We start from the raw sequence: 24728 nt of genomic DNA on the forward strand, positions 1-24728 counted from the left end.
CCCCGGCCATATTAGCGTCCCGAACAACGTTCTTATGGATGAACATAATCACTATAACAGACTCCGTTCATAGATGTGAACAGCACGACCACATCGAAGTGGACGCGGAAGGGAGCCTGCGGTGCACGCACTCGACTGGACGATGATCTGCGCGTACTTCGCGCTGATGATCGTGATCGGCTGGTGGTCGCACAAGAGAATCAGCGACGTGAAGGACTTCTTCACCGCCGGCGGGCGGATGCCGTGGTGGCTGGCCGGCATCTCGCACCACATGTCCGGCTACAGCGCCGTGCTCTTCGTCGCGTACGCGGGCGTGGCCTACACCTCCGGCGTCACCGTGTACTTCTGGGGCTTCGCCAGCATCGGCATCGGCGTGGGCATCGGCAGCTGGCTGTTCGCCGCCCGCTGGAACCGGTTGCGCTCGAAGCTCGGCGTCGCCTCGCCGCTGGAGTACCTGGCCAAGCGCTACAACGTGCCGACGCAGCAGGCGCTCGCCTGGAGCGGCAGCCTGCTGAAGATCTTCGACATCGCGGCCAAGTGGTTCGCCGTCGCGACGCTGCTGCACGTCTTCGCCGGCCTGGACTACAACCTCGGCATCCTCATCACCGGCGCGGTCACTCTGGTCTACTGCACCATCGGCGGCCTGTGGGCCGACGCGCTCACCGACTTCGGCCAGTTCGTCATCCAGGCGATCGCCGCGATCGTGATGATCGTCGTGGTGCTGGGCAAGCTGGGCGGGATCTCCGCGCTCTGGACGATGTGGGACAAACTGCCCGAGGGCCACGTCAACCCGGTGACGTCCAAGTACACCACCATCTTCCTGCTGGTCTACGTGCTGGTGAAGACGCTGGAGTACAACGGAGGCATGTGGAACCTGGCGCAGCGGTACATGGCCGCGCCGAACACCCACGAGGCCAAGCGGGGTGCGCGGCTTTCCTCGGCGCTGTACCTGTTGTGGCCCCTGGTGCTGATGTTCCCGATGTTCGCGGCGCCGCTGCTGATCCCCGGCGTCAAGGACCCGACGCAGTCGTACGCGATCATGACCACGACGTTCCTGCCGCCGGGCCTGATCGGCCTGGTGCTGGCCGGCATCTTCTCGCACACCATGGCGATGGTTTCCTCCGACGCCAACGCGATCTCCGCGGTGATCACCCGCGACATGATCCCGGCGATGTTCCGCCGCACCCGGCAGTGGACCGACGTCCAGGGCCTCAAGGCGGCCCGGATCACCACGGTCGTGTTCGTCGCGCTGACCATGCTCGTGGCCACCCAGGCGCAGAACCTCGGCGGTGTGCTGCAGATCGTCGTCAACTGGGTCGCCGCGCTGATGGGCCCGATCTCGATCCCGCTGCTGCTGGGCATGCTGCCGTGGTTCCGCAAGTGCGGCCCGCGTGCCGCGCTGATCTCCTGGGCGGGCGGCCTGATCGACTACGCGCTGGTCTACTACGTCTTCAAGGCGAACCAGACCGTGCTCGTCGCGACACCGATCCTGGTTTCCCTCGCGCTCTACGTCGGCCTCGGCCTGCTCGCGCCCGAGCGCAGTGCGGCCGCCGATGAGATCGTCGACACCGTGAACACCGCCGACGACGAAGTCGACCGGAAGCAGGAAGGCACGACCGTGCCCGCCTGACGAGAGGCCTCACCCGGCCAAACCGAGTTAAGGACGAGAGAGCGGAAACTGATGGCACAGAACGAGATCGAGCTGGACGGCCTGCTGGCGTTCCCCCTCACCCCGTTCACCGAGGACCTCGAGGTCAACCTCGACGCGCTCGCGGAGAACGTGGAGAGCCACATCGCGGCGGGCGCCGGTGCGCTGTTCGTCGCGTGCGGCACCGGCGAGTTCAGCTCGCTCTCGCCCGCCGAGGTCACCTCGGTGCTCACCCGGGCCCGGGAGGTGGCCGACGGCCGCGTCCCGGTCTGGGTGGGCGCCGGGGGTGGCGCGGCGTCGGCTCGGGCCGGCGTCGCGGCGGCACAGGCGGCCGGCGCGGACGGCGTCCTGCTGCTGCCGCCGTACCTGGTCACCGGACCCTCGTCGGGGCTGGTCGACTTCGTGCGGTACGCCGTCGGGGACTCCTCCGTGCCGGTCATCGTCTACCACCGCGGCACCGGCGTGTTCACCGCGCCGGCCGCGGCTGCGCTGCTCGACATCCCGTCGGTCGTGGGCTTGAAGGACGGCTACGGCGACGTCGAGTGCATGACCCGGATCGTCACCACGATCCGGGCGCTGGACACCGAGCGGGCGCGGAACTTCCTGTTCTTCAACGGGTTGCCGACCGCGGAGGTTTCGGCCAAGGCGTACGCGGCGATCGGTGTCGCCCGGTACTCCTCGGCGGTGCACTGCTTCGCGCCGGAGATCGCGCACCGCTTCCACCGCGCCCTCGGCGAAGGCGACACCCGCGTGATGGACGCCCTGCTGACCGGGTTCTACCTGCCGCTGGTGGCGTTGCGGGACGAGACGCCGGGCTTCGCCGTCTCGCTGGTGAAGGCGGCCGCCCGGCTGCGCGGCGACAAGGTCGGCCCGGTCCGGCCGCCGCTGGTCGAGCCGACGCCGGAGCAGATCCGCCGGCTGGAGAAGGTCGTGGAGGACGGCTTCGTGACGCTGAAGGGGCTCGGCTGATGCAGATCCTCGACGTGGTGCTCACCCCGGTCGCGTTCGCGGACCCGCCGCTGCTCAACGTCATGGGCGTGCACGAGCCGTTCGCGCTGCGCAGCGTCGTGCAGGTCCAGTGCGAGGACGGGATCGTCGGGCTCGGCGAGTCCTACGGCGACGACGCCTTCCTCGGCGAGGTGCGCAAGGTGCTGCCGCGGCTGCGCGGCCACGACGTCTTCGACCTGCCCGGCCTGCAGCGGCTGGTCGCGGAGGCGCTGTCGGACACCGTGCTGACCGACGCGCACGGCCTGATCGGCGGCTTCTCCATCCGCAAGACCATCGCGAGCGTGTACTCGCTGTTCGAGGTCGCCTGCCTGGACGCGCAGGGCCACTTCCTCGGCCGTCCGGTGACCGACCTGCTCGGCGGCAAGGCGCGCGACGCCGTGGAGTTCTCCGCCTACCTGTTCTACAAGTACGGCAAGCACATCGACGGCCGCGAAGACTCCTGGGGCGAGATCACCACGCCCGAGGCGTTGGTCGGGTCGGCGAAGCGGATGTTCGACGAATACGGCTTCCGCTCGATCAAGCTCAAGGGCGGGGTCTACGAGCCCGCGCAGGAGGTCGACGGCATCCGCGCGCTGGCCGAGGCGTTCCCCGGAAGCCCGCTGCGGATCGACCCGAACGGCGCCTGGACGGTCGAAACGGGCATCCGGGTCGCGCGTGAGCTCGACGGCGTCCTGGAGTACCTCGAAGACCCGACACCGGGCATCGACGGCATGGCCCAGGTGGCCGCCGAGGCGTCCATGCCGCTGGCGACCAACATGTGCGTGGTCAACTTCGGCGACGTCGAGCCGGGCTTCCGGGCGCGGGCGATCGGCGTCCTGTTGTCCGACCACCACTTCTGGGGCGGGCTGCGGGCCACGCAGTCGTTGTCGGTGACGTGCGAGAGCTTCGGCGTCGGGCTGTCGATGCACTCCAACAGCCACCTCGGGATCAGCCTGGCCGCGATGGTGCAGGTCGCCGCGGCCACGCCGCACCTGACCTACGCCTGCGACACGCACTGGCCGTGGAAGGTCGAGGACGTCATCGAGCCGGGCGTGCTGGAGTTCACCGACGGCGCCGTCGCGGTGCCCACCACCCCGGGCCTCGGGATCACGCTCGACGAGGACGCGCTGGCCCGCCTGCACGAGAATTACGTCCGATGTGGACTGACCAAGCGGGACGACGGGACCTACATGCGGAAGTACGTGCCCGGGTTCGAAGCGAACACGGCGAGGTGGTGAGCCGGTGAAGGTGACGGGATACGCCTATCCCTGGGACGTCCTGGAATCCGGGTTCGTTTCGCGGGTTCGGGCGCTCGGTGTCGACGAGGTGGCCGTGGCGCTGTCGTACCACAGCGCTCGCGCGGCGACGCCGTGGTCGCCGTCCCGGACGGCGGTCGTGGCGCGGCACGCGGCGTTCTACCGCCCGGTGTCCGGGGAGTGGGGCACCCTGCGTCCGTCCACTCCGGACTGGGTCGCTCCGGAGGATTCCGGGGGTGACGCCGTCCGGCTGCTGAACGAGGCGGGGATCCCGACCGCCGCCTGGATCGTGCTGACCCACAGCTCGCAGCTCGGCTGCGAGCACCCGGACGTCGTGGTGCGCAACTGCTTCGGCGAGGCCTACCCGTGGGCGCTGTGCCCGTCGCAGCCCGCTGTGCGCGAGTACGCGGCCAAGGTGACCGCCGAGGCTGTCGCGGGGCTGGAGCTGTCGTCGGTGATCCTCGAGGCCTGCGGGCCGCTCGGGGCGATCCACCAGCACCAGCACGAGAAGACCGACGGCGTGTGGGCGCCCGCGGTGGCCCGGCTGCTGTCGATCTGCTGCTGCGACGCCTGCGCCGCGGCGTGGGACGTCGACGCGGACACCGTCCGGGCGCAGCTCGTCGAAGAGGTCCGGCGGCTGCTGGCCACCGGTGATCTGGGGATCACCGGCGACCGGCTGCCGCCGTCGTTGACGCAGCTGCTGCTGCGAGGCCGGCAGCGGGCCACCGACGCGCTGCGGGCCACGGTTTTGGCCACGCTGCCGCCGGGCACCCGGATCGTGCTGCACGGCGCGCTCGACCCCTGGGTCACCGGCGCGCTGCCCGGGCTGACGCCGTCGGCGCCCGACGACGTCGACGCGGTCGTGTTGTTCGGGTGGGCCCCCGCCACGGGTGCCGAAGCCGTCGCGGCGGCCCGGGAGGCCCTGCCCGAACGCGTGGCGATCGGGAGCTACATCACGGCGGTGGCCGCCGCGCCGGTGCCGGACATCGCCGGCTACGTCGGCGAGCTGGCCAAGGCGGGCGCCGCCGAGCTGCACCTGTACCACCTCGGCCTGGCCGGTCCGGGTCGCTGGCCCGACCTGGAAACGGCCACCGCCGCCGCCCACGAACACTGAGGAGCTGTACCCCGAATGAGCCAGGCCACTGACGCCGCCACGCTCGAGAAGATCCTGGCGGGAGCCGCCGACGCGGCCCGCCCCGCCGCCGAGGCGACCCCGGCCGAACGCGCCGGCTGGCTGACCGCGGTCGCCGACGCCCTCGACGCCGCCGCGGGCCGGCTGGTCCCGCTGGCCCACGCCGAGACGCACCTGCCCGAGACGCCGCGGCTGGCCGGCGAGCTGAAGCGCACGACGTTCCAGCTGCGCCTGTTCGCCGAGGTCCTCACCGACGGCGAGTACCTCGGCGCCACCGTCGACCACGCCGACCCGGAGTGGCCGATGGGCCCGCGTCCGGACATCCGCCGCGTCAAGACCGCGATCGGGCCGGTGCTGGTGTTCGCGGCCAGCAACTTCCCGTTCGCGTTCAGCGTCGCGGGCGGAGACACCGCTTCGGCGCTCGCCGCGGGCTGCCCGGTGATCGTGAAGGCGCATTCCGGGCACCCCGAGCTGTCCGCGGAGACCGGCTCGGTCGTGCGGGAGGCGCTGATCAAGGCGGGCGCCCCGGCCGCCCTGTTCAACGTCATCTTCGGGCAGGACCAGGGCGTCACCGCGCTCAAGGACCCGCGGATCGCGGCCGGGTCGTTCACCGGCTCGATCCCGGGCGGGCGGGCGCTGTTCGACATCGCGAACGGGCGGCCGCGGCCGATCCCGTTCTACGGCGAGCTCGGCAGCGTCAACCCGGTGGTGGTCACCGAGGCCGCGATCGCCGCCCGCGGGGAAGCCGTGGCCAAGGGGTACGCCGGGTCGTTCACCCTCGGCGCCGGCCAGTTCTGCACCAAGCCGGGCCTGCTGTTCCTGCCATCGGACCACGGTTTGACCGACGCATTGCGGGCGGCTCTGGACGGCGCGGCCGCCCAGCCGATGCTGAACGACCGGATCGCTGCGGGCTTTTCCGCTCAGCTTTCGAAGTTGCGTGAGGTACCGGGCGTCGAGGTGGTGTCTTCGTCGGCTTCCACGTCGCCGTCGTTCACCCCGACGCTGCTGGCCACCACCGGCAAGCAGTTCCTCGAGGGCGGCGCCACGGTGCACGAGGAGTGCTTCGGGCCGGCGTCGCTGATCGTCAACTACGCCGACCAGGCCGAGCTGCTGCGCCTGCTGGAGGTGATCGAACCGGGGCTCACCGCCACGATCCACGGCGAGGAGTCCGATGTGGACTGGGTCCGGCCGCTGCTGCCGTCGCTGGCCCGCATCGCCGGCCGGCTGCTGTGGAACGACTGGCCCACCGGGGTGACGGTGACCTGGGCCCAGCAACACGGCGGCCCGTACCCGGCCACAACGGCCCCGACGACGACCTCGGTCGGCACCGCGGCGATCGAGCGCTTCCTGCGGCCGATCGCCTGGCAGGGCTTCCCGGACGCCCTGCTGCCCGAACCCCTGCAGGAGGCGAACCCCTGGCAGGTACCCCGCCGCACCGACGGCTCCCGCTGACCCGCTGAATCGGCGCTTCCCCGGGGAAGTGCCGGCCCGGCCCGGTGCCTTTCCCGCAAGGCGCCGGGCCGGGACCCATCCGCCGCCGCACAACTGAATTCCTTCCCCCGTAAGCCGAGGATGTCTTCCTGGGAGGCATTGCCATGCCCGTGAACCGGAGAAATGCCCTGCGCGGCGGTGCCCTGGCGGCCGCTTCCACCGTGCTCCTGACCCGTCCGGCCTTCGCCGCGCCGTCGGCGAACCCCGTACGAACAGCCGGCCCCGTGCCCGCCGCGACCGCGCCGATCGTCGCCGCGTACCGGCAGCTGCAGACCGGCATCAACCGGCCGTCGCCCGAACGTTCCGCGGCGCTGGCCAACCTCGGCCGGGTCGCCAAAGCCTACAACGCGAGCCTGTCCGTGGCCGGCGGCGGTGCTCCACTGTGGACCGACCTGCCGCTCGGCCCGGGCAGCGACTACACGACGTCGATGTACGCGCGGCTGCGCGCGATCGCCGTCGACTGGGGCACGCCGGGCGGTTCCCTGTCCGGCGACCCGGTGGTGCTCGACCGCGTCAAGACCGCGCTGGAACTGATCTACGCCAGCCAGTACAACGAAAACGTCGGGGAAATCGGCAACTGGTACACCTACGAAATCGGCATCCCGTACTACCTGCTGCACACGCTGTCGGTGGTCGCCGACCAGCTCACCGCCGAGCAGCTGGCCCGCTACCTCAGGCCGGTCAAGCGGTTCGTCGGCAACCCGAACCTGCGCGCGAACAACGCGTCGGTGGTCGAAACCGGCGCCAACCGCGCGGACAAGGCCCTCATTTCGATCGTCTCGGGCGCCATGCTCGGCGACACCGCGTGGATCAGGACCGGTATCGACGCGCTCACCGACGTGGCGGGCGGAGGCGCGGCGAGCGTGGTCGGGAAACTGGATCGTGCGGCGGGCGACGGCTTCCACGTCGACGGCTCGTTCATCCAGCACGACACCATCCCGTACCCCGGCCACTACGGCATCGTGCTGCTGTCCGCGCTCGCCGGTGCCATCCACGTCACGCAGGGCACCGAGTACGCGCTCCCGCAGCCGTTGAAGGACAAGATCTACGCGCTCGTGGCGGACAGCTTCGCGCCGTTCGTCTACGCGGGCGCGCTGATGGAGCCGGTGCGCGGGCGGATGCTGTCGCGGCAGGGCGAGACGGGCCACGACATCGGCCACCAGCTCACCGTCGCGACGCTGGTGCTGGCGCGGACGGCCACCGGCAAGACGAAGACCGACCTCAACGCGCTGGCCGCGAAGTGGATCAAGGAAGGCGAGTACGCGCCGTTCCTGAAGATCCCGGACCCGGAGCGGTTCGCGCCCGGCCCGGACCTGGTGGCGACGCCGGGCATCGAATTCGCGCAGGACATGCTGGCCGCGGGGGCGCGCCCGGCGCGGGTCGAGGCGACGCACCGCGTCTTCGGCCAGCAGGACAGGCTGGTCCACGTCACCGACGGCTGGTCGGCTTCGCTGGGCGTCAGCTCGACGCGGATTTCCCGCTACGAAGCCATCAACGGCCAGAACCTCAAGGGCTACCACGTCGGCGACGGCGTGCTGTACACGTTCCTGCCGAACGCCAAGGGCCACTACACCGACGCCTACTGGCCGACGGTCGACCCGCTGCTGCTGCCGGGCACGACCGAGCACGACGGCCCGGCCGACCCCAAGTTCGGCGGGGTGCCGACCGGCCCGAACCCGCACACCGGCGGCGTCCGCTGGGACGCGCGCCACGGCGCGAGCGCGTTCGACTTCAAGAACTGGGACGGGTCGCTGGTCGCGAAGAAGTCGTGGTTCTTCACGCCGGACGGGGTCGTCTGCCTCGGCGCCGGGATCACCGGCACGTCGTCCTACGCCGTGCGCACGACGATCGAGAACCGCAACCTCGGCGAGGGCGGCCGCGGGACACTGCTGGCCGACGGCCGTCGCGTGGCCACCGACCTCGGGAAGGCTTCCGCGCTGCGGCGGCCGCGCTGGGTGCACCTGGAGAACGTCGGCGGGTACGTGCTCCTCGACGACGCCTCGGTGACGGCGCTGCGCGAAGACCGGACGGGCGCGTGGCGCGACATCGACACGGGCGCCAACACCAAGGGCACCACGACGCCGAACACGCGTCGGTACCAGAAGCTGGTCCTGGAACACGGCGTCAAGCCGACGGACGCGAAGTACGCGTACGCGGTGCTGCCGGGCGCTTCGGTGATCGACACGCTGGCGGCGTCCTGGGCGTGGCGCGTGCTGGCGAACACCCCGGTGGTGCAGGCGATCCGGGTGGCCGGTGGCACGGTGCTGGCGAACTTCTTCGCGGCGGGCTCAGTCGGTGACGTCGGCGTGTCGGGGCCGGCGTCGGTGGCGATCGGGCGGTGCGGGGGCCGGACCCAGGTCGCGGTGTCGGACCCGACGCAGCTGCAGGACAGCGTCACGGTGACGGTGCGCGGCCGGTCCGTGGTGGTGCCGCTGAAGGGCACGTTCGGCGCGACGAAGGTGGTCCTGGTGTGAGAGCTCCCCGCCGGGCCGGTGACCCGACCCGGTCCGGCGGGGTCCCCACCTCGGTTAGGCTGCCGGGCATGACTGTCGCCGAGCACGTGGACGTCCTGATCGTGGGCGCCGGCCTGTCCGGCGTCGGCGCGGCCTGCCGGCTGCAGGAGCGCTTGCCGGGCAAGACGTACGCGGTGCTGGAAGCGCGTGACGCGATCGGCGGAACCTGGGACCTGTTCCGGTACCCGGGCATTCGCTCCGATTCGGACATGTTCACCCTCGGTTACCCGTTCCGGCCGTGGAAGGACCCGAAGGCGATCGCCGACGGGCCGTCGATCCTGAGCTACATCCGCTCGACGGCCGAGGAGTTCGGGGTGACCGGCCACATCCGCTTCGGCCACCGGGTGACGGAAGCGTCGTGGTCGTCGGAGGATGCGCGGTGGACGGTGTCGACCGCGCACGGGGCGACGTTCACCTGCCGGTTCCTGTACCTGTGCAGTGGTTACTACTCGTACGACTCGGGCCACGTCGTCGACTTCCCGGGCCGCGCGGAGTTCGCCGGGGAGGTCGTGCACCCGCAGCACTGGCCCTCGTCGTTGGACTACAAGGGAAAGCGGGTCGTGGTGATCGGCAGCGGCGCGACGGCGGTGACGCTCGTCCCGGCGCTCGCGTCGCGCGCTTCGCACGTGACGATGCTGCAGCGGTCGCCGTCGTACATCGTGGCGCGGCCGGGGCGGGACGCGCTGGCCGACCGGATCCGCGCGCTGCTGCCGGAAAAGCTCGCGCACCGGGTGGTCCGCGGCAAGAACGTCGTCATGGGGACGCTGTTCTTCCAGCTGATGCGGTGGCTGCCGGGCCGGGCGGCGCTGGCGCTGCGCAAGCGCGTGGCGGCGCAGCTGCCGGCGTCGATCCCGGTGGACCCGCACTTCGTGCCGTCGTACGACCCGTGGGACCAGCGGCTGTGCCTGGTGCCGGACGCGGATCTGTTCCGGGCGTTGCGTTCCGGCAAAGCGGACATCGTGACGGACCGGATCGCGCGGTTCACGGCGTCGGGTGTTTCGCTGGAATCGGGCCGGGCGCTTCCGGCGGACGTGATCGTGACGGCGACCGGCCTCCGGCTGGTGGCGTTCGGCGGAATCGCGTTGACCGTCGACGGGCGGGCGATCGAGCCGGGGGAGCAGCGGGCGTACAAGGGCACGATGTTCGGCGGGGTGCCGAACCTGGCGTGGTGCGTGGGGTACACGAACAGTTCGTGGACGCTGCGGGCGGACCTGGCGTCGCAGTACGTGTGCCGCCTGCTCGCCCACCTGGACCGGCACGGGTACGCGTTCTGCGTGCCGGACGCCGCCTCGGCGTCGGGCGCGGGCCGGCCTCGCCCGATCGTGGACCTGCAGTCGGGGTACATCAAGAGGGCCGCGCCCGGCCTGCCGAAGCAGGGCGGGCGGCGGCCCTGGATGATGCGGCAGAACTACTTGCTGGACCTGGCGGACATGCGGTTCAGCCGCGTGGACGACGGGGTGCTGCGCTTCGCCCGCGCGGGCTGACGTGGTGTTCTACGTGGGCGTCCCGGACGTCGCGGCGGCGCTGGCGGAGGCCGAACGCCTCGGCGGAACCCGCCGGATGGGCCCGGACCGCGCCCCGGGGCGCGACCTGGTGGTCGCCCACTTCGCCGATCCGGAGGGCAACCTCATCGGCCTCGCCGGTCCAGCCTGACGCAGCACCCGCGCAAGCGGCGGCATCCCCGCCTTCGCGGCACGCCCCCGCGGCGGCTCAGGCGCCACTGCCAGGGTCAGTCGCGTGATCGGAGGCGCGTCTCACGTGATTGGAGGCGCGTCTCACGTGATTGGAGGCGTATCTCACGTGACTGGAGGGGATCTCGCGTGTTTCGAGGGGCATCTCGCGTGATCGGAGGGGCATCGCGGTGATGCCTTCCCAATCACGGGTGATGCCTGCTTAGGCACGGGTGATGCCCGGCTGGTCACGGGTGATGCCTCTTCGGGTGTGGCTGTGCCCCGGGGCCGGGATGGCTCCGGGGCACGGTGGCGTGGCGGGCGGGCCCTTGTCGGGCCGCCGGGTCAGCCCTGGCGGGCCTTCGAGCGGGGGTTGTCCTTGTTGATCACCAGCACCTTCGTCCCCCGGCGGATGACCTGGGCGCCCGGCTGGCGGGCGAGCGAACGGATCGAGCTGCGGACCTTCATGGCGAGCCGTCCTTCCTGTGGGAACTGCCGTCCCACATCCCGTTCAACCAGGAGCCGGTCGGTTTCATTCCGCAACTCAGCTGCTCTCGCGGGCCACCCACCCTTGCAGGTCGTCGCCGCGGATGGCGGCGGCCATCAGGTCCGGAAACTGGTCCGGGGTGCATGCGAAGGCCGGGATGCCCAGCTCGGCCAGGGCCGCCGCGTTCTCGTGGTCGTACGACGGGGCGCCCGAGTCCGACAGGGCCAGCAGCGTCACCACCTGGACCCCCGCGCCGGCCAGCTCCGCCATCCGGTGCAGCAGCTCTTCCTCGTCGCCGCCTTCGTACAGGTCGCTGATCAGGACCAGCAGCGTCCGCTCCGGGCGCTCGACCAGGCCCTGGCAGTACGCGATCGCCCGGTTGATGTCCGTGCCGCCGCCCAGCTGGGTGCCGAACAGGACGTCGACCGGGTCGGCGAGGTGCTCGGTGAGGTCCGCGACCTCCGTGTCGAACGCCACGAACGACGTCTTCAACGCCCGCATCGACGCCAGGACCGCCCCGAACAGCCCCGAGTACACCACCGACTCCGCCATCGACCCCGACTGGTCGACGGCCAGGATCACGTCCCGCTGCACCGCCTGCTGCCGCCTGCCGAAGCCGATCAGCTTCTCCGGGACGATCGTGCGCAGGTCGGGGGAGTAGTGCTTGAGGTTCGCGTGGATCGTGCGCGCCCAGTCGACGTCGCCGGGACGCGGCCGGTGCGTGCGTGACGCCTTGTCCAGCGCGCCCCGGATCGCCGCCCGGGTGCGCTCGGCCAGCCGCTCCTCCAGCTCCGTGACGACCTTGCGGACCACCTCGCGCGCGGTCTCCTTGGTCTCCTCCGGGAGCACGCCGTTCAGCGACAGCAGCGTGCCGACCAGGTGGACGTCCGGCTCGACGGCCGACAGCAGCTCCTTCTCCAGCAGCATCCGGGTGAGCCCGAGCCGGTCGACCGCGTCCCGCTGCATCACCTGCACGACGGTGCTGGGGAAGTAGCGCCGGATGTCGCCGAGCCAGCGCGCGACCCGCGGCGCCGACGCGCCCAGGTTCGCGCTGCGCGGCCCGCCCGTGGTCTCCTCGTCGGGCTTGTCGTAGAGGGCGGCCAGCACCGCGTCCACCCCACTGTCCTCATCGGACAGCTGGGCGTCCTCCAGGCCCGACCCCGGCCCGGCGCCGTCGCCGCCCAGCACCAGCCGCCAGCGCCGCACCCGGTCCGTATCCGCGCTCATGCCCCCACCCCCAGCAGCGTCGCCAGGACCGGCAGCACGCGCTCGGCCCGGTCCTCGTCGAGTTCGTCGGCGACGGCCACCGCGCGAGCCGTGCCGGTGAGCCCGGCCGCGCGCTGCCCGATCGCCCGCTTTTCGGGCCCGCTGAAGGCGCCGAAAGTGCGGCGCAGCAACGGAAGCACTTCGGTGAAGACGTCGGCGGGGATCGCCGCCAGCCACGCGTCGATCACCCGCAACAGGCCCTCGTCGTGCACCAGCAGCAGCGCCCCACCGTCGAAGAAGCCCTCGACGTACGCCGCGCCCGCCGACGGCACGACGCCCGGTGTGAGGGCCCGGCCCAGCCGCAGTTCGACGTCGAGCGCGTCGAACAACCCCGCGTCGTGCAGGATCCGGGTGAGCCGCCCGGCCAGCAGCGGGGGCAGTGACGGCCGTTCCGCCAGCCGGGCCAGCGCCGTCAGCCAGCGCTCCTTCGCGTCGTCGCCCAGCAGTGCGGTCGCGTCGTGCACCCCGTCGACCAGCTTGGCCAGCCGGGCCGCGGCGTCGTCGTCGATGCCGTGGGCGGCCGGCGGCAGGCCGGCGCAGATCCGGTCCAGCATCCGATCGGCCACCGCGCGCAGCGCGCCGGTGTCGGTGCCGCGGACGTTGCCGTACCGGGTCGCCCGAGCCAGCGCGGGCAAGGCCGACATCAGGCGGGCGACGTCCGCGTCCGCCGCCGCCCGGGCGTCGAGCGCCGCGAGCGCTTCGGGCAGCGCCTCCGGCAGGTCGGCGAGCAGGCAGTTCTCGACGGCGGTGGTGACCTCGTCCAGCGGCGGGGTGCCTTCGACCGTGCCGCGGACCGCGGTGGTGGCCGCCGACGCCACGGTGGTGCCGTACACGGCCGCCGCGACCAGGTCGACCTCGAACGACGGCTCCCAGCACAGCGCCCACGTTTCGCGGAACGTGCCCTTGTTCCGCCGCGCCGACGCCTCCCGGCTGCCCCACTCGATGCCGAGGATCCGCAGCCGGTGCAGCAGCTTCGAGCGGTCGAGCCCGCCCGGGGTCCGCAGGTCGAGGTCGAGTTCCTTGACGACCGGGTCCTTCTTCAGCCGCAGGCGTTTCGCGGTCGCGGTCAGGTCCGCGGCCAGCGGCGGCTGCGGGACGTTGGCCGGCACCTCGCCCAGCCGTTCGCCGACCACCAGCCGCCGCGTGACGAGCTCGACCTGCACCTCGTCGCCGCCGCACAGCACGGACCGGGTGGCTTCGGTGACCTCGGCGAGCCCCGCCGAGGACCGGCCCCGCAGTGTGGCGAGGGTCTCGGCGAGGCGGACCGCCTCGATGACGTGTGCGGTCGAGACCGGCAGGTCCTCCTCCCGCAGCACCGCCGCCACCTGGGCCAGCCAGCGCGCGGTGACGTCGCCGGCCGTGGTGAACAGGTGGTGGTACCAGCCCGGCGACCGCACGCCCGCGCCGTAACCGCTGGCCGTGGCGAGCCGCCCGTGCGTCCACGGCACCCAGGTGCACGCGACCTTCCGCTTCGGCAGTCCTTTGAGGACGGCCTGGTCGTGCGACGCCGGCGGCAGCGGGTCGGCCAGCGCGGGCACGTGCCAAGCGCCGCAGACGACCGCGATGTTTTCGAAGCCCTCCTTGCGCGTGCGGCGCAGCACCGAGCGCATGTACGCCTCGCGGCGGGCTTCGTTGCCCTGCGGTGGCTCTTCGTCTTCCCGCACCGCGCTCATCGCTTCGGCGATCACCTCGAACGGGCTTTCGGTGTCCCGCCGCGATTCGACGACGTCGTCCCACCAGCGTTCCGGGTCGTCGTAGCCGCCGGCCGAGGCCAGCAGCGCCAGGGGATCGACGGGCGGGCCGGTGTGCTCGTCCGGCCCCGCGGCGAACGTGTTCGCGGCCGGGAGGTCGCAGAACCGCACCGGGATCCCGGCCTCGCGGGCGTAGGTCAGCGCCTGCCACTCCGGGCTGAAGACGGCGAACGGCCAGAAGGCGGCGCGCGAGACGTCGTCGGTCGCGTACGCCAGCAGCGCGACCGGCGGCTGCATGGCCGGGTCTTCGGTGAGTTCGACCAGGGCGTCGGCCTCGGGCGGACCCTCGATGAGGACGACGTCCGGTCCGAGTTCGGCGAGCCGGGTCGCCACGGCCCGGGCGGATCCCGGGCCGTGGTGGCGGATGCCGAGCAGGTGGGTCGAGGTCAAGAGATCTCCTGACCGGCCCGGTAGAAGTCGGCCCAGCCGTCGCGTTCGCGGACCACGGTCTCCAGGTACTCGATCCAGATCGCGCGGTCGGCCACCGGGTCCTTGACGACGGCGCCGTGGATGCCCGCGGCGACGTCGTGCGGGCGCAGCACGCCGTCACCGAAGTGGGCGGCCAGGGCGAGCCCGCCGGTGAGCACGCTGATCGCCTCCGCGGTCGACAACGTGCCGGACGGGGACTTCACCGCCGTGCGGCCGTCTTCGGTGCGGCCCGAGCGCAGCTCGCGGAACACCGTGACGACCCGGCGGATCTCCGCCAGCTCGGCGGCTTCCGCGGGCAGCTTCAGCGAGGCGCCCAGCTCGGCGACCCGCCTGCTGACGATCTCGACCTCCGCCTCGGCGCTGTCCGGCAGCGGCAGCACCACCGTGTTGAACCGCCGCCGCAGCGCGCTGGACAGCTCGTTGACGCCCTTGTCGCGGTTGTTCGCCGTCGCGATCAGGTTGAAGCCCGGCCGGGCCTGCACTTCGGTGCCCAGCTCCGGGATCGGCAGGGTCTTCTCGGACAGGATGGTGATCAGCGAGTCCTGGACGTCGGCCGGGATGCGCGTCAGCTCCTCGAGCCGGGCCAGTTTGCCGTCGCGCATCGCGCGCAGCACCGGGCTTTCGACGAGCGCGGCGACGCTCGGGCCCTCGGCGATCAGCCGGGCGTAGTTCCAGCCGTAGCGGATCGACTCCTCGGACGTGCCCGCGGTGCCCTGGACCAGCAGCGTCGAATCCCCGCTGATGGCGGCCGAAAGGTGTTCGGACACCCACGTCTTCGCCGTGCCGGGCACGCCGAGCAGCAGCAGCGCCCGGTCGGTGGCGAGGGTGGCGACGGCGACCTCGATCAGCCGCCGCGGGCCGACGTACTTCGGGGTGAGCACGGTGCCGTCCGGCAGGGTGCCGCCGAGCAGGTACTCGACGACGGCCCACGGCGAGAGGTTCCAGTTGGGCGGCTTCGCCCGGTCGTCGGCGGCGGCCAGCGCGGCCAGCTCGGCGGCGTGGTCCTGTTCGGCGTGCGGCCGGAGGACGGTGGGGGCGGTCATGCGAGCTCCTCGTACATTTCGCGGCGGAAGTTCAGCGTTTCGGTGAGCGCCCGGCGCCACGGCCCGGCGTCCATGGTCAGGCGGGTGGTGGCCAGCGGATGGCCCAGGCAGCCACGGGGGACCGCGCGGGCGATCACGACGGCGGCGTGCGAGACCAGGCGGTGGTCGTCCTGGCGGGCGATCCAGTCGAGCAGCGCGGTGCCGAGTTCCTTCGTCCACGGCCGGGGCAGTTCGTGCACCAGCCGCGCGAACGACTCGACGGGCAGCCGGCTGATCAGGTGCCCGATGGTGGCGGCCTGGCTCGCCGGGCTCAGCACGCCGAGCAGCGGCGGCGTGGTGCGCCCGCCCGGGTCGGCGCCGATCAGCGCCTGCGCCCAGGTCTCGTCGCGCTGCCGCAGGGCGGCGGTGGCCCAGGAGTCCCGCAGCACGGCGGCCGGGCAACCTTCGACGGCCATCCGCACGACCTCGGCGGGCGGGCCGAACTCGGCCCAGAAGGCCAGCGGAGCGGCCGCGGCGAGGGTGCGCAGCCGGACGGTGCCGTCGCCGCGTTCGCCGTGGGGGACGGTGATTTCGAGGACCCGGCCCCGGCGGCGGACCAGCGGCCGGAGCCGTTCGGCCATGCTCTCGCCGTAGCGCGTGCCGGGCAGCCGGCCGAGCAGGTCCGCGGCTTGTTCGCGCACGGCGGCGGCGCGATCGGTGAGGGCGGCTTCGAGGAAGGCTTCGTCCTGAGGCCGCACGTGCCCCGCGAGGACGCCGAGGAAGTCGGCCCGGATCTCGGCGGGCTCGGTCTTCCAGGAGGCGGTGAGGGCTTCGCGGGCGACCTCCGGGTCTTGGACGAGTTTCGCGGCGAGCCACCGGCGGCGCTGGGCCAGGCTGCCGTACTGCCAGAGATCGGCTTCCTCCTCCGCGGGCGCGGCGAGGAAGGACCAGTCGGGATTGCGCCGGCCGAGCCACGCGCCGACGGGCCCGGCGACGGCGGCCAGCGGGGTCCGCAGGGCGACCTTGGTGCGGGCGGCTTCGGCGAGCAGCGGCAGGGTCTCGGGCGGGACGCGGTAACGGGTGCCGGCGACGATGCCGAGCCACTCGAGCAGGAGATCGGGGTGGCTGGCGGCGAGCAGCCTGCCGAGCCGATCCCGGGCGAGCGGCGGCACGAAGGGGCGCTCGTCTTCGGCGGCCGCGGGGAGCGGCCGGACGTCGTGCAGCGGTGGCCGCCCGGCCCGCCGGTAGGTGCTGAGCACGGCCGCGGCGGCGAGCAGCTGCTCGGCAGGCTCGGCGCGACCGGCGATGAGCTCTTGGACCGCGGGTGGCTGCGCGGACGGGTCGAGGGTGCGCCGCCGGGTGCCGAGGAGGGCGGTGCCGACGAGATCTTCCCAGGCTTTCACGGCTTCACCGCCTTTCGGGGTTTCGAGGAGTGGGTTCGGTGGGCGCGGAAGTTCACAGCCGCACCGCCCGGTTTTCGTGCCAGCACGTCAGCGGCCTCAGGCCCGCCGGGCTCCACTCGCCCGCCACCGTCAGCGGGCGGCCCGCCGACAGCGCCAGCAGGGACCACGGGAACGCGTACGGCACCAGCGGCAGCGCTGTTCCGTCCTTTTCGGACAGACACCAGCCGCCCGGGTGTTCCGCCGGGGTGACGCCCGACAGGAGCACCGGCCAGCGCTCCAGCCACGGGTCCGCCGCCATCGCCTGTGTGTGCGCCGCCAAGGCTTCCGAGATGGAACCGCCCTCGGCCGTGGGGGCCGCGAGGGGGATTCCGCGCTCCGCCACCAGGGCCCGCAGCGGCGCCGCGCCCGGGTAGAACGCCAGCTCGGCCGTCAAGCGGTGGCCCGGGGGCAACGACGAATCCAACGGACGGCCCGGTGGGGCGAACGACAGCACCAGCGCGTCGCGGCCCGTGCCGAGGCCGCGCAACCACGTGCGGCGGGTGAGCAGGCGGTCGTTCTCCTCGTCCGCCGCGCCCGTGATCAGCCAATCGTCCGCGACGCGCTCGCCGCTCTCCAGGACGCGGGCCGTCTCGACCGAGAAACCGAGCCGCGTGCGGACCGTCTCCGCCAGCGCGGGTGGCAGCGAGTCCACCCGGCCGGCCGCCTCGGCCAGCAGGTACAGCTGGGACAGCTCGGCCAGCAGCGCCTCCGGCCAGTCGCGGCGCCCGACGACGCCCGCCGCCCGGCGCAGGCCGCCCGCGAGGCCCGACGCCTGGGCGTCGACCATGCGCGCCGCGACCGTGCGCAGCTCTTCGCCCCCGGTGCGCTCGAAGCCCGCGAAGCCGGCGCCGATCCGGTCGGTGAGCCAGACCTTCAGCTCCGCGACGCCGCCTTCGACGCGGGCCGCCCGCTCGGCTGCGCGCCGGGCGGCCGCCTCCTCGTCCTTCGGGCCCGCCGCCTCCGCGCGTTTCTCCGCCCGGCGGGCGCGGTCGGCGCGTTCGGCCAGCCACGTGTGCACCCACTCGGGTGGTTCCGCGGCGTCGACCCGCCCGGCCGCCCAGAGCAACAGCAGCCCCAACGCGTGCTTGCACGGGAACTTCCGGCTGGGACAGGAACACCGGAACGCGGGCTCGGCGAGCTCGACGCACGTCTGGTACGGCTTCTTGCCACTGCCCTGGCAGAAGCCCCACACGGCGTCTTCGGACGCGCCCGCGCCCGACCACTTCGCCGGCGTGGCGAGCGCCCGGCCCGCCTTCTCCGACGCGGGATCCGGCGCCAGCCCGGCCACGCGTTCCGCGGTCCACGGCACCGCCGTCACCACCTGTCCCCCCACTGTTCTCCCTCGCTTTTCCGGTACGAGGTGAAGCATGCCAGCACCCACCGACATTTTTCGGGGGGTTCGGGTGGCGGAGCCCCCGACCTGGGGCGAAGCCCCAGATGTCACTGCCAATTTCCGGAAGCCGACTATTCTAGTGCTAGAATATGGCCGTGCTGACCGACGCGGAACTGACGGTCCTCGGCCTGGTCGCCGAGCGGCCGAGGCACGGCTACGAACTCGACGAGGTCGTCTCGCAGCGCGGCATGCGCGACTGGACGGCGCTCGGCTTCAGCTCGATCTACTACGTACTGGGCAAACTCCGCGACAAAGGCCTGGTCGCCGAGGTCGAGGGGGAACGCGCGCACGCCAAGGCCAAGAAGACGTTCACGGCCACCGAAGCGGGCCGCAAGGCGTGCGCGGCGGCCGCCGAAGCCGCCATCGCCGAACTGCGGCCGGTGCACCCGCCGGTGCTCGTCGGCGTCGCGAACAGCCCGGCCGTCCCGCCCGAACGGCTCGCCGCCGCGCTCGCCCGGCGCGCGGAAGCCGTGAACGAGCGGCTGGCCGAGGTCCGGCGTGCCGCGGAGGCGCAGCAGCACGCCCCGCAGTTCGTCCGGGCGATCTTCGACTACTCCCTCGCGCAACTCGAGGCGGAAGCCCGGTGGCTGGAAGGAATGACCTGATGCCCTACGACATCAAGAAGGACCTCAAGCGGCTCTACGCGCCCAAGAACACCGACTGGGCGCTGGTGGACGTCCCGGAGCAGCAGTTCCTCGCGATCGACGGCCGGGGCAACCCGAACACCGCGGAGAGCTACCGCAAGGCCGTCGAAGCGCTCTACACCTTCGCCTACACGATCAAGATGACGGCGAAGCAGCGTGGCGAGGACTTCGTCGTCGGCCCGCTGGAGGGGCTGTGGTGGGCCGAGGACTACGCCGCGTTCACCGTGCGCGCCAAGGATTCCTGGCAGTGGACCATGCTCATCGCGCAGCCGCCGTGGATCGGCGAGGACGCCGTCGAGGAAGCCCGGGAAAAGAAGAAGCTCGACGCCCCGGTCCGGCTGGAGAAGCTGCACGAGGGCCGGTGCGCGCAGGCGCTCCACGTCGGTTCGTACGACGACGAAGGCCCGCTCCTGGCCCGCCTGCACGACGAATTCCTTGCCGGGCAAGGCCTTAAGCCGACCGGCTTGCACCACGAGGTCTACCTCGGCGACCCGCGGCGCGTCGAACCCGCGAAGCTGAGGACGGTGCTGCGGCAGCCGGTCGGCTGAACTCAGTACTCGCTGGTCGCCGGCCAGGTGTCGTCGTGCAGCAGCCGCTTGAGGATCTTGCCCGTCGCGTTGCGCGGCAGGTCCGGCACGAAGTACACGTCCCGCGGCACCGCGAACCGGGCCAGGCGGTGGTGGATGTACTGGCGGATGTCCTCCGCGTGCAGCGAAGCGCCCCGCCGCGGGACGACGTACGCCGCCAGCCGCTGGCCCCACTCCGCGTCCGCCACGCCGACCACCGCCGCGTCGTGCACGCCCGGGAGCGCCACCAGTGCCTCTTCGACCGGGCGCGGGAACACGTTCTCGCCGCCCGAGACGATCATCTCGTCGGCCCGGCCGGTGACGAACAGGCGGCCCGCCGCGTCCAGGTAGCCGACGTCGCCGCTGGCCATCATGTCCGCCGCCCGGGCCGGGTCGGTCCCGCTCGTGTAGCCCTCGAACAGCATGTCGTTGCCGACGAAGATCTGGCCTTCGCCGCCCGGGGGCACCGGTTTGCGGTCCTCGTCCAGGATCGCCAGCCGCGTGCCGAGCGGGCAGCGGCCGGCCGTCGTCGGCGCCGCGCGCAGGTCGGCCGGGTCGGCGATGCTCGCCCAGGACACCTCGGTCGAGCCGTAGAAGTTGTAGAGGACGTCGCCGAAGGTGTCCATGAACTGCGTGACGAACGGCCCGGACATCGCCGAGCCGCTGCTGGCCACGATCCGCAGCGAAGACAGGTCGTAGCGGGCGCGGACCCGCTCCGGCAGGTCCATGATCCGCTGCAGCATGATCGGCACCGCGAACAGCGCGTCGCACTTCTGCTCGGCGATCGTCCGCAACGTCTCTTCGGCGTCGAACTTGCGGATCAGCGCGAGTGACGCCCGCAGCGCCATCCCGATCTGCATCGCCGCGAGGCCCCACGTGTGGAACAGCGGCGCCGCCACCAGCAGCCGGTCGCCGGCGCGCAGCGGGATCCGGTCGAGGATCGCCGCGGCCGTGCCCAGCCCCTTCGGGGTCGGGCGGCGCGCGCCCTTCGGCGTCCCGGTGGTGCCGGAGGTGAGCACGATCAGCCGGCCCGGCCGCTCGACCGGCTTGGGGCGGTCGGCGGGTGCGGCGTGGATCAGCTCGTCGATCGTCGGGTAGCCGGCGTCGGCGTCCGGCCAGGTGCTGATCCGGGCGAAGTCGCCCGGCACGTTCGCGATGGTCTGCGCGAACTCGTCGTCGGCCAGCACGGCGGACGGCTGGTGCTCGGCGAGCACGTCCTTGACCGAGGCGGCGGACAGGCCGGTGTTCAGCAGGATGACGTCGGCGCCGAGCTTGCTGGCCGCGACGAACGACTCGATCATCGCGGCGTGGTTGCGGCACATCAGCGCGATCCGGTCGCGCTCGACGACGCCGAGTTCGCTCAGCGCGTTGGCGAGCCGGTCGCTGCGCTCCTGGACCTGGCGGAAGGTGCGGACGCTGCGCTCGTCGTGCAGGGCGAGCTCGTCCGGGACGCGGGCCGCCGCGGCCTGGTAGCCGCCCGCGACCGTGGCGCCCCACTGCGCGAGGGAGTTCAGCTGGCGCGCGAGCTTGTCCGGCCGCCCGGCGCTGAGCACCCCGGCGCGCAGCAGGATGCTCGTGGTGCGCAGCTTGGTGGCCTTGTTGGTCTCGCCGTCGGTTTCGGGGTCGTGCGCCCCGGCCAGGTGCAGGTCGAGGCGACGGCCGAGGGCGCGGACGTCCTTCTTGATCGACGCCACCAGATCCAGGTAGGACGGCGGCAGCATCATCCGCACGAACAGCTCGGTCCGGCCGCCGGCCAGCGGTCTCAGCTCCAGGGAGACCCACGTGCCCTCGTCGGGGACCCCGCACCACACGACGTGCTCGCCCGGCCGGTGGACGACGGCCTGCATCTGCGTCTCGATCATCGGCCCCCGCGCGGGGACGATCCGGATCACGCCCTTCGGGCCGCGCCCGCGCCCGGCCGGCTCCTGGATCTCGCACCAGCTGATCTCCGGCACGAACCGCGAGTACCACTCCGGCGATCCGACGATCTGCCACACCACATCGGGGGAGTGCCCCACAACCGCACTCGCCTCGACCACATCGTCACGCATTGTCTGCCCTCACCGAAGTGTCACCGAACGCACGTTCAGGTCACGGAGGCGTCACAATAGCAGCAAACGGGTGATCAGGGATACTCCGAACGGCCAGATACCGGCGGGTAACGGACACTCGCAGTAGGTTCTCCGCGTGTCCATTGTAGACCGATTAACGGCGTTCACCAAGCGTAGGGGCAATGGGGTCGTTCGACATGATCGACGAGAGAGGTTCGAAGAGTGTGGGACCGCGGGCCGGGAAGGTGACCGGGCAGCACCGGGCATACGGAACATCTGTGACATAGCGGACAGCTGGGTCCGGCCGCTGGTCGCCGCGGCGGCGTTGACGGACAGTCACCATCACCCGTAGCGGGCGACCAGCTCCGCGCCGAGCCGGGCCAGTTCGGCCCGCACCGACTCCGGACCCTCCACCTCGACCAGCGCACCCCAGCCCGCCAGCTCCTGCGCGATCATCACCGGCGCCGGCGCGGCGACCCGCGCGCGGACCCGCTCCCCGGGCAGCTCCGCGACCAGCTCGCAGTGCCGCCCGAACCGCCGCTGGAGCACCCCGAAGTACCGGCGGTCGAGCACGACGTCCGCACTGAGCAGCGAACGGCGCTTCTCCACCTCTTCGACGACCTCCTGCCACACCTCGGCCAGCTCGAGGTCCGACGGCCGGTCCGCGGGCTCGCCGGTGGTGGTGGCCGCGACGATCCGGTCCACGCGGAAGGTGCGGCGGCCCTTCGCGGTGCCCGCGACCAGGTACCAGACGTCGTCCTTGTCGACCAGGCCCCACGGGTCCACGAGCCGCTCGGACTTCTCCCGCCCGCCGTAGGCGAGGCGCACCCGGCGGCGCGCGATGACGGCGTCCCGCAGCAAGGCGACCATCGGCGGCTGTTCCTTCGGGCGTTCGCCCCAGCCCGCCTGGTCGACGACGACCGCGTCCGCCGCCGCCTCGGCGTCCGCCCGGAACGTGCCCGGCAGCGCGCCCATCAGCTTCCGCAGCGCCGACTTGACCTCCGGCGCGCCCGCCGCGGCCGGGCCGGCCAGCAGGAACAGCGCCTGCGCCTCGCGGGCGCTCAGGCCGGAGAGGTCGGTGCGCGCCCCGCCGACCAGCTGCCAGCCGCCGCCGCGGCCCGGCTGCGGGTAGACGGGCACGCCGGCGGCCGAGAGGGCTTCGAGGTCGCGGCGGGCGGTCGCGACGGAGATCTCCAGCTCCGCCGCCAGCTCGGCGGCCGTCACCCGGCCGCGCGTCTGCATCAGCAGGAGGGTGGCCACGAGGCGGTCGGCGCGCATGGGGGAAGTGTCGCACCCGGCCGGAGCGCCGCTCCTTTCCGGCGGACCTGACAATTAGTTGTCAGTACTTGGTCAAGAAGGGAAACCGGCGGGTGGCCGACCTAGGCTTGGCCGCCCGTGTGTTCGCCTGTCACGGGGTATTCGCGCGACCCAAAAGGAACCTCCCGTGGCAGACGAAGCATTTCCGAAGCAAACTGTTCACAACGAAGACGGCGGCACGGTTTTTGCCAACCAAGGCGGTGACCAGACCATATACATGGAGTCGGTCAAAGACCACCTCCAGAACGGTCTGATGGCGCTCAAGGGCCGCATGTACGCCAAGGCGGTCAGCGAGTTCGAGGAATTCCTCAGCGACGCCCGGAAAGTCGGCGCCCAGAAGATGCCCGAGGCGCAGCGCGACCTGGCCACCGGGCACTTCTGCGCGGCGCTGGCCATGCTGGACGGCCGTCCACCCAATGACCGCTCGCCCGAGCAGATCGACCGCGTCGAGGCCCACATCGAGCAGGCCATCGGCTACGGCGACGTCGTGGTGACCCACCAGGCCAACGTGTTGTCGGCCCTGGTGAAGGACGACTACTACACGGCGATCGGCATGCAGCCCCCGCCGCCGGCGGCCGCCGACCTCGCCGCGAGCATCGGGCAGCTGCAGCCCACGCAGCTGGAACCGCTGGTCACGCACGTGAAACGGGCCCAGGGCCGGACTTTCAAGGCGCTGCAGGCGCGGGCCGGCGAACTCGGCATGGTGGCGGCCGCGGAACCCGAGCAGGCGCCCGTGGTCCGCGATTTCGATCCGACACGCGGCGAAGCGGTCAAGCGCTACTTCATCCGCACGCCGCGCCACCGCAGCCCGGCACCCGGGGCGATCGCGCTCACCGTCGCGGGGCTCAGCGTGCTCCTGGCCGCGGCGGCGCACAACGCCGGCAGCCTGGTGCTGCTGGTGATCGCCTACTTCGCCGGGAAGTGGGGCTGGCAGAAGGTGAAGCAGTACCAGGCCTACCGCAAGCGGTACGCGGAGGCGGAACCGAAGCCGAGCGACGCGCAGATGGACGCCTGGCTGCAGCAGGACATCACCGCGCTGGCGGCCAAGGCGAGCCGTCAGGTCCGGCTGGTCGCGACCACCAAGCACGAAGGCGGCGACCTCGTCTACCCGATCCAGACCGTGGTCGGCGTGCCCTCGCCCTCGGGGCCCATGGTGGACTCCCTGCGCGTCCGGCGCGGCGACGACCACCGGTGGCGCGCGAACCACTACGACGTGCTGATCATGTTCCTCACCAACGACCTGATCAGCCTCTACCGGTGCGCCCTCGACTTCCACACCGGCGAGCCCGTCTACGAGCAGCTCACCGAGTGGCACTACCGGGACATCGTGGGCGTCTCCACCGACCGGATCCCGATGCCCCCGTCGATCACCGCGCTGTTCCGCAAGGTCGACGAGCTGTTCGAGCACGATGTCGATGGCGCCGGCGGCGGCGAGCACGAGAAGTACGCCGACATCCCGTACGCCCAGGAGTTCACCATCTCGATCGTGAACGGCCAGCGGGTCAACCTGAACACCGGCTTCGGCGAGACACTCGGTGCCGACAACGAAATCGCCTGGCTGAACAACGAACGCGCGCTCACCATCATCAAGAAGATGGTCCGGGCGCGGCACACCTCCGCCTAGCGGAGGGGCGGCCTGCCGGTGGTGTGCGCCGCCGGCAGG

The 24728-nt window shown here is 72.0% G+C and carries 19 protein-coding genes; 11 read left to right on the forward strand and 8 right to left on the reverse strand.

Going from position 1 to position 24728, the window contains the following annotated elements; all coding sequences use genetic code 11:
* The first annotated feature begins 121 nt into the window (after positions 1–121).
* The 8 genes from ACWED2_RS37020 (at position 122) to ACWED2_RS37055 (ending at position 10680) form a co-directional block, all read left to right on the forward strand.
* Positions 122–1630: a sodium:solute symporter family protein gene (locus ACWED2_RS37020; RefSeq protein WP_449695171.1), complete on the forward strand. Its 1509-nt coding sequence runs from the start codon at positions 122–124 to the stop codon at positions 1628–1630.
* 51 nt (positions 1631–1681) lie between these two features.
* Positions 1682–2617, forward strand: coding sequence for a 5-dehydro-4-deoxyglucarate dehydratase (locus ACWED2_RS37025; RefSeq protein WP_449695172.1), 936 nt, complete (start codon positions 1682–1684; stop codon positions 2615–2617).
* Positions 2617–3873: a glucarate dehydratase family protein gene (locus ACWED2_RS37030; protein ID WP_449695173.1), complete on the forward strand. Its 1257-nt coding sequence runs from the start codon at positions 2617–2619 to the stop codon at positions 3871–3873. Before ACWED2_RS37025 ends, ACWED2_RS37030 begins: the two co-directional genes overlap by 1 nt.
* Before the next feature lie 4 nt (positions 3874–3877).
* A complete protein-coding gene (locus ACWED2_RS37035; RefSeq protein WP_449695174.1) occupies positions 3878–5005 on the forward strand; it encodes a hypothetical protein in 1128 nt (375 codons plus the stop codon).
* A gap of 15 nt (positions 5006–5020) precedes the next feature.
* Positions 5021–6475, forward strand: a complete 1455-nt coding sequence (locus ACWED2_RS37040; protein WP_449695175.1) for an aldehyde dehydrogenase (NADP(+)) — start codon at positions 5021–5023, stop codon at positions 6473–6475.
* A 143-nt stretch (positions 6476–6618) separates the two neighbouring features.
* Complete coding sequence (locus ACWED2_RS37045) at positions 6619–8988, forward strand: polysaccharide lyase 8 family protein (protein ID WP_449695176.1); 2370 nt, start codon at positions 6619–6621, stop codon at positions 8986–8988.
* Between the two features lie 68 nt (positions 8989–9056).
* Entirely contained in the window at positions 9057–10511 is a 1455-nt protein-coding gene (locus tag ACWED2_RS37050) for a flavin-containing monooxygenase (protein WP_449695177.1), read from the forward strand.
* 1 nt (position 10512) lies between these two features.
* Complete coding sequence (locus ACWED2_RS37055) at positions 10513–10680, forward strand: VOC family protein (protein ID WP_449695178.1); 168 nt, start codon at positions 10513–10515, stop codon at positions 10678–10680.
* A 362-nt stretch (positions 10681–11042) separates the two neighbouring features.
* Here ACWED2_RS37055 and ACWED2_RS37060 read toward each other — a convergent pair whose 3' ends face one another.
* The 6 genes from ACWED2_RS37060 to ACWED2_RS37085 form a co-directional block, all read right to left on the reverse strand.
* Positions 11043–11165 carry a 50S ribosomal protein L36 gene (locus ACWED2_RS37060; protein WP_410573511.1) on the reverse strand — a complete coding sequence of 41 codons (123 nt, stop codon included), beginning with the start codon at positions 11163–11165 and terminating at the stop codon, positions 11043–11045.
* Positions 11166–11241: 76 nt separating this feature from the next.
* Positions 11242–12411, reverse strand: coding sequence for a VWA domain-containing protein (locus tag ACWED2_RS37065; RefSeq protein WP_449695179.1), 1170 nt, complete (start codon positions 12409–12411; stop codon positions 11242–11244).
* The gene (locus ACWED2_RS37070) at positions 12408–14591 is read right to left on the reverse strand and encodes a DUF5682 family protein (protein WP_449695180.1); all 2184 of its coding nucleotides are present in this window, start codon (positions 14589–14591) and stop codon (positions 12408–12410) included. The genes ACWED2_RS37065 and ACWED2_RS37070 overlap by 4 nt, the downstream gene beginning before the upstream one ends.
* On the reverse strand, positions 14588–15673 hold the full coding sequence (locus tag ACWED2_RS37075) for an ATP-binding protein (RefSeq protein ID WP_449695181.1): 1086 nt from the start codon (positions 15671–15673) through the stop codon (positions 14588–14590). Before ACWED2_RS37075 ends, ACWED2_RS37070 begins: the two co-directional genes overlap by 4 nt.
* On the reverse strand, positions 15670–17055 hold the full coding sequence (locus ACWED2_RS37080; protein ID WP_449695182.1) for a DUF5691 domain-containing protein: 1386 nt from the start codon (positions 17053–17055) through the stop codon (positions 15670–15672). The genes ACWED2_RS37075 and ACWED2_RS37080 overlap by 4 nt, the downstream gene beginning before the upstream one ends.
* Before the next feature lie 52 nt (positions 17056–17107).
* Positions 17108–18427 carry an SWIM zinc finger family protein gene (locus ACWED2_RS37085; RefSeq protein ID WP_449695183.1) on the reverse strand — a complete coding sequence of 440 codons (1320 nt, stop codon included), beginning with the start codon at positions 18425–18427 and terminating at the stop codon, positions 17108–17110.
* A 155-nt stretch (positions 18428–18582) separates the two neighbouring features.
* Between ACWED2_RS37085 and ACWED2_RS37090 the strand changes: the two genes are divergently transcribed.
* Together ACWED2_RS37090 and ACWED2_RS37095 are read left to right on the forward strand one after the other, a co-directional pair.
* On the forward strand, positions 18583–19092 hold the full coding sequence (locus ACWED2_RS37090) for a PadR family transcriptional regulator (protein WP_449695184.1): 510 nt from the start codon (positions 18583–18585) through the stop codon (positions 19090–19092).
* Positions 19092–19679, forward strand: coding sequence for a GyrI-like domain-containing protein (locus tag ACWED2_RS37095; RefSeq protein ID WP_449695185.1), 588 nt, complete (start codon positions 19092–19094; stop codon positions 19677–19679). Before ACWED2_RS37090 ends, ACWED2_RS37095 begins: the two co-directional genes overlap by 1 nt.
* Positions 19680–19681: 2 nt before the next feature.
* Here ACWED2_RS37095 and ACWED2_RS37100 read toward each other — a convergent pair whose 3' ends face one another.
* Both ACWED2_RS37100 and ACWED2_RS37105 read right to left on the reverse strand, forming a co-directional pair.
* On the reverse strand, positions 19682–21748 hold the full coding sequence (locus ACWED2_RS37100; protein ID WP_449695186.1) for an AMP-binding protein: 2067 nt from the start codon (positions 21746–21748) through the stop codon (positions 19682–19684).
* Between the two features lie 342 nt (positions 21749–22090).
* A complete protein-coding gene (locus tag ACWED2_RS37105; protein WP_449695187.1) occupies positions 22091–23026 on the reverse strand; it encodes a helix-turn-helix transcriptional regulator in 936 nt (311 codons plus the stop codon).
* A gap of 256 nt (positions 23027–23282) precedes the next feature.
* Between ACWED2_RS37105 and ACWED2_RS37110 the strand changes: the two genes are divergently transcribed.
* Complete coding sequence (locus ACWED2_RS37110) at positions 23283–24689, forward strand: hypothetical protein (RefSeq protein WP_449695188.1); 1407 nt, start codon at positions 23283–23285, stop codon at positions 24687–24689.
* Positions 24690–24728 lie beyond the last annotated feature (39 nt).

This window comes from Amycolatopsis sp. NPDC005003 (assembly GCF_053600695.1).

Coding starts and splice junctions, on each gene's coding strand:
- ACWED2_RS37025 (WP_449695172.1), top strand. CDS start 1,682: ATGGCACAGAACGAGATCGAGCTGGACGGCCTGCTGGCGTTCCCCCTC.
- ACWED2_RS37030 (WP_449695173.1), top strand. CDS start 2,617: ATGCAGATCCTCGACGTGGTGCTCACCCCGGTCGCGTTCGCGGACCCG.
- ACWED2_RS37040 (WP_449695175.1), top strand. CDS start 5,021: ATGAGCCAGGCCACTGACGCCGCCACGCTCGAGAAGATCCTGGCGGGA.
- ACWED2_RS37045 (WP_449695176.1), top strand. CDS start 6,619: ATGCCCGTGAACCGGAGAAATGCCCTGCGCGGCGGTGCCCTGGCGGCC.
- ACWED2_RS37050 (WP_449695177.1), top strand. CDS start 9,057: ATGACTGTCGCCGAGCACGTGGACGTCCTGATCGTGGGCGCCGGCCTG.
- ACWED2_RS37060 (WP_410573511.1), bottom strand. CDS start 11,165: ATGAAGGTCCGCAGCTCGATCCGTTCGCTCGCCCGCCAGCCGGGCGCC.
- ACWED2_RS37065 (WP_449695179.1), bottom strand. CDS start 12,411: ATGAGCGCGGATACGGACCGGGTGCGGCGCTGGCGGCTGGTGCTGGGC.
- ACWED2_RS37075 (WP_449695181.1), bottom strand. CDS start 15,673: ATGACCGCCCCCACCGTCCTCCGGCCGCACGCCGAACAGGACCACGCC.
- ACWED2_RS37095 (WP_449695185.1), top strand. CDS start 19,092: ATGCCCTACGACATCAAGAAGGACCTCAAGCGGCTCTACGCGCCCAAG.
- ACWED2_RS37100 (WP_449695186.1), bottom strand. CDS start 21,748: ATGCGTGACGATGTGGTCGAGGCGAGTGCGGTTGTGGGGCACTCCCCC.
- ACWED2_RS37105 (WP_449695187.1), bottom strand. CDS start 23,026: ATGCGCGCCGACCGCCTCGTGGCCACCCTCCTGCTGATGCAGACGCGC.
- ACWED2_RS37110 (WP_449695188.1), top strand. CDS start 23,283: ATGGAGTCGGTCAAAGACCACCTCCAGAACGGTCTGATGGCGCTCAAG.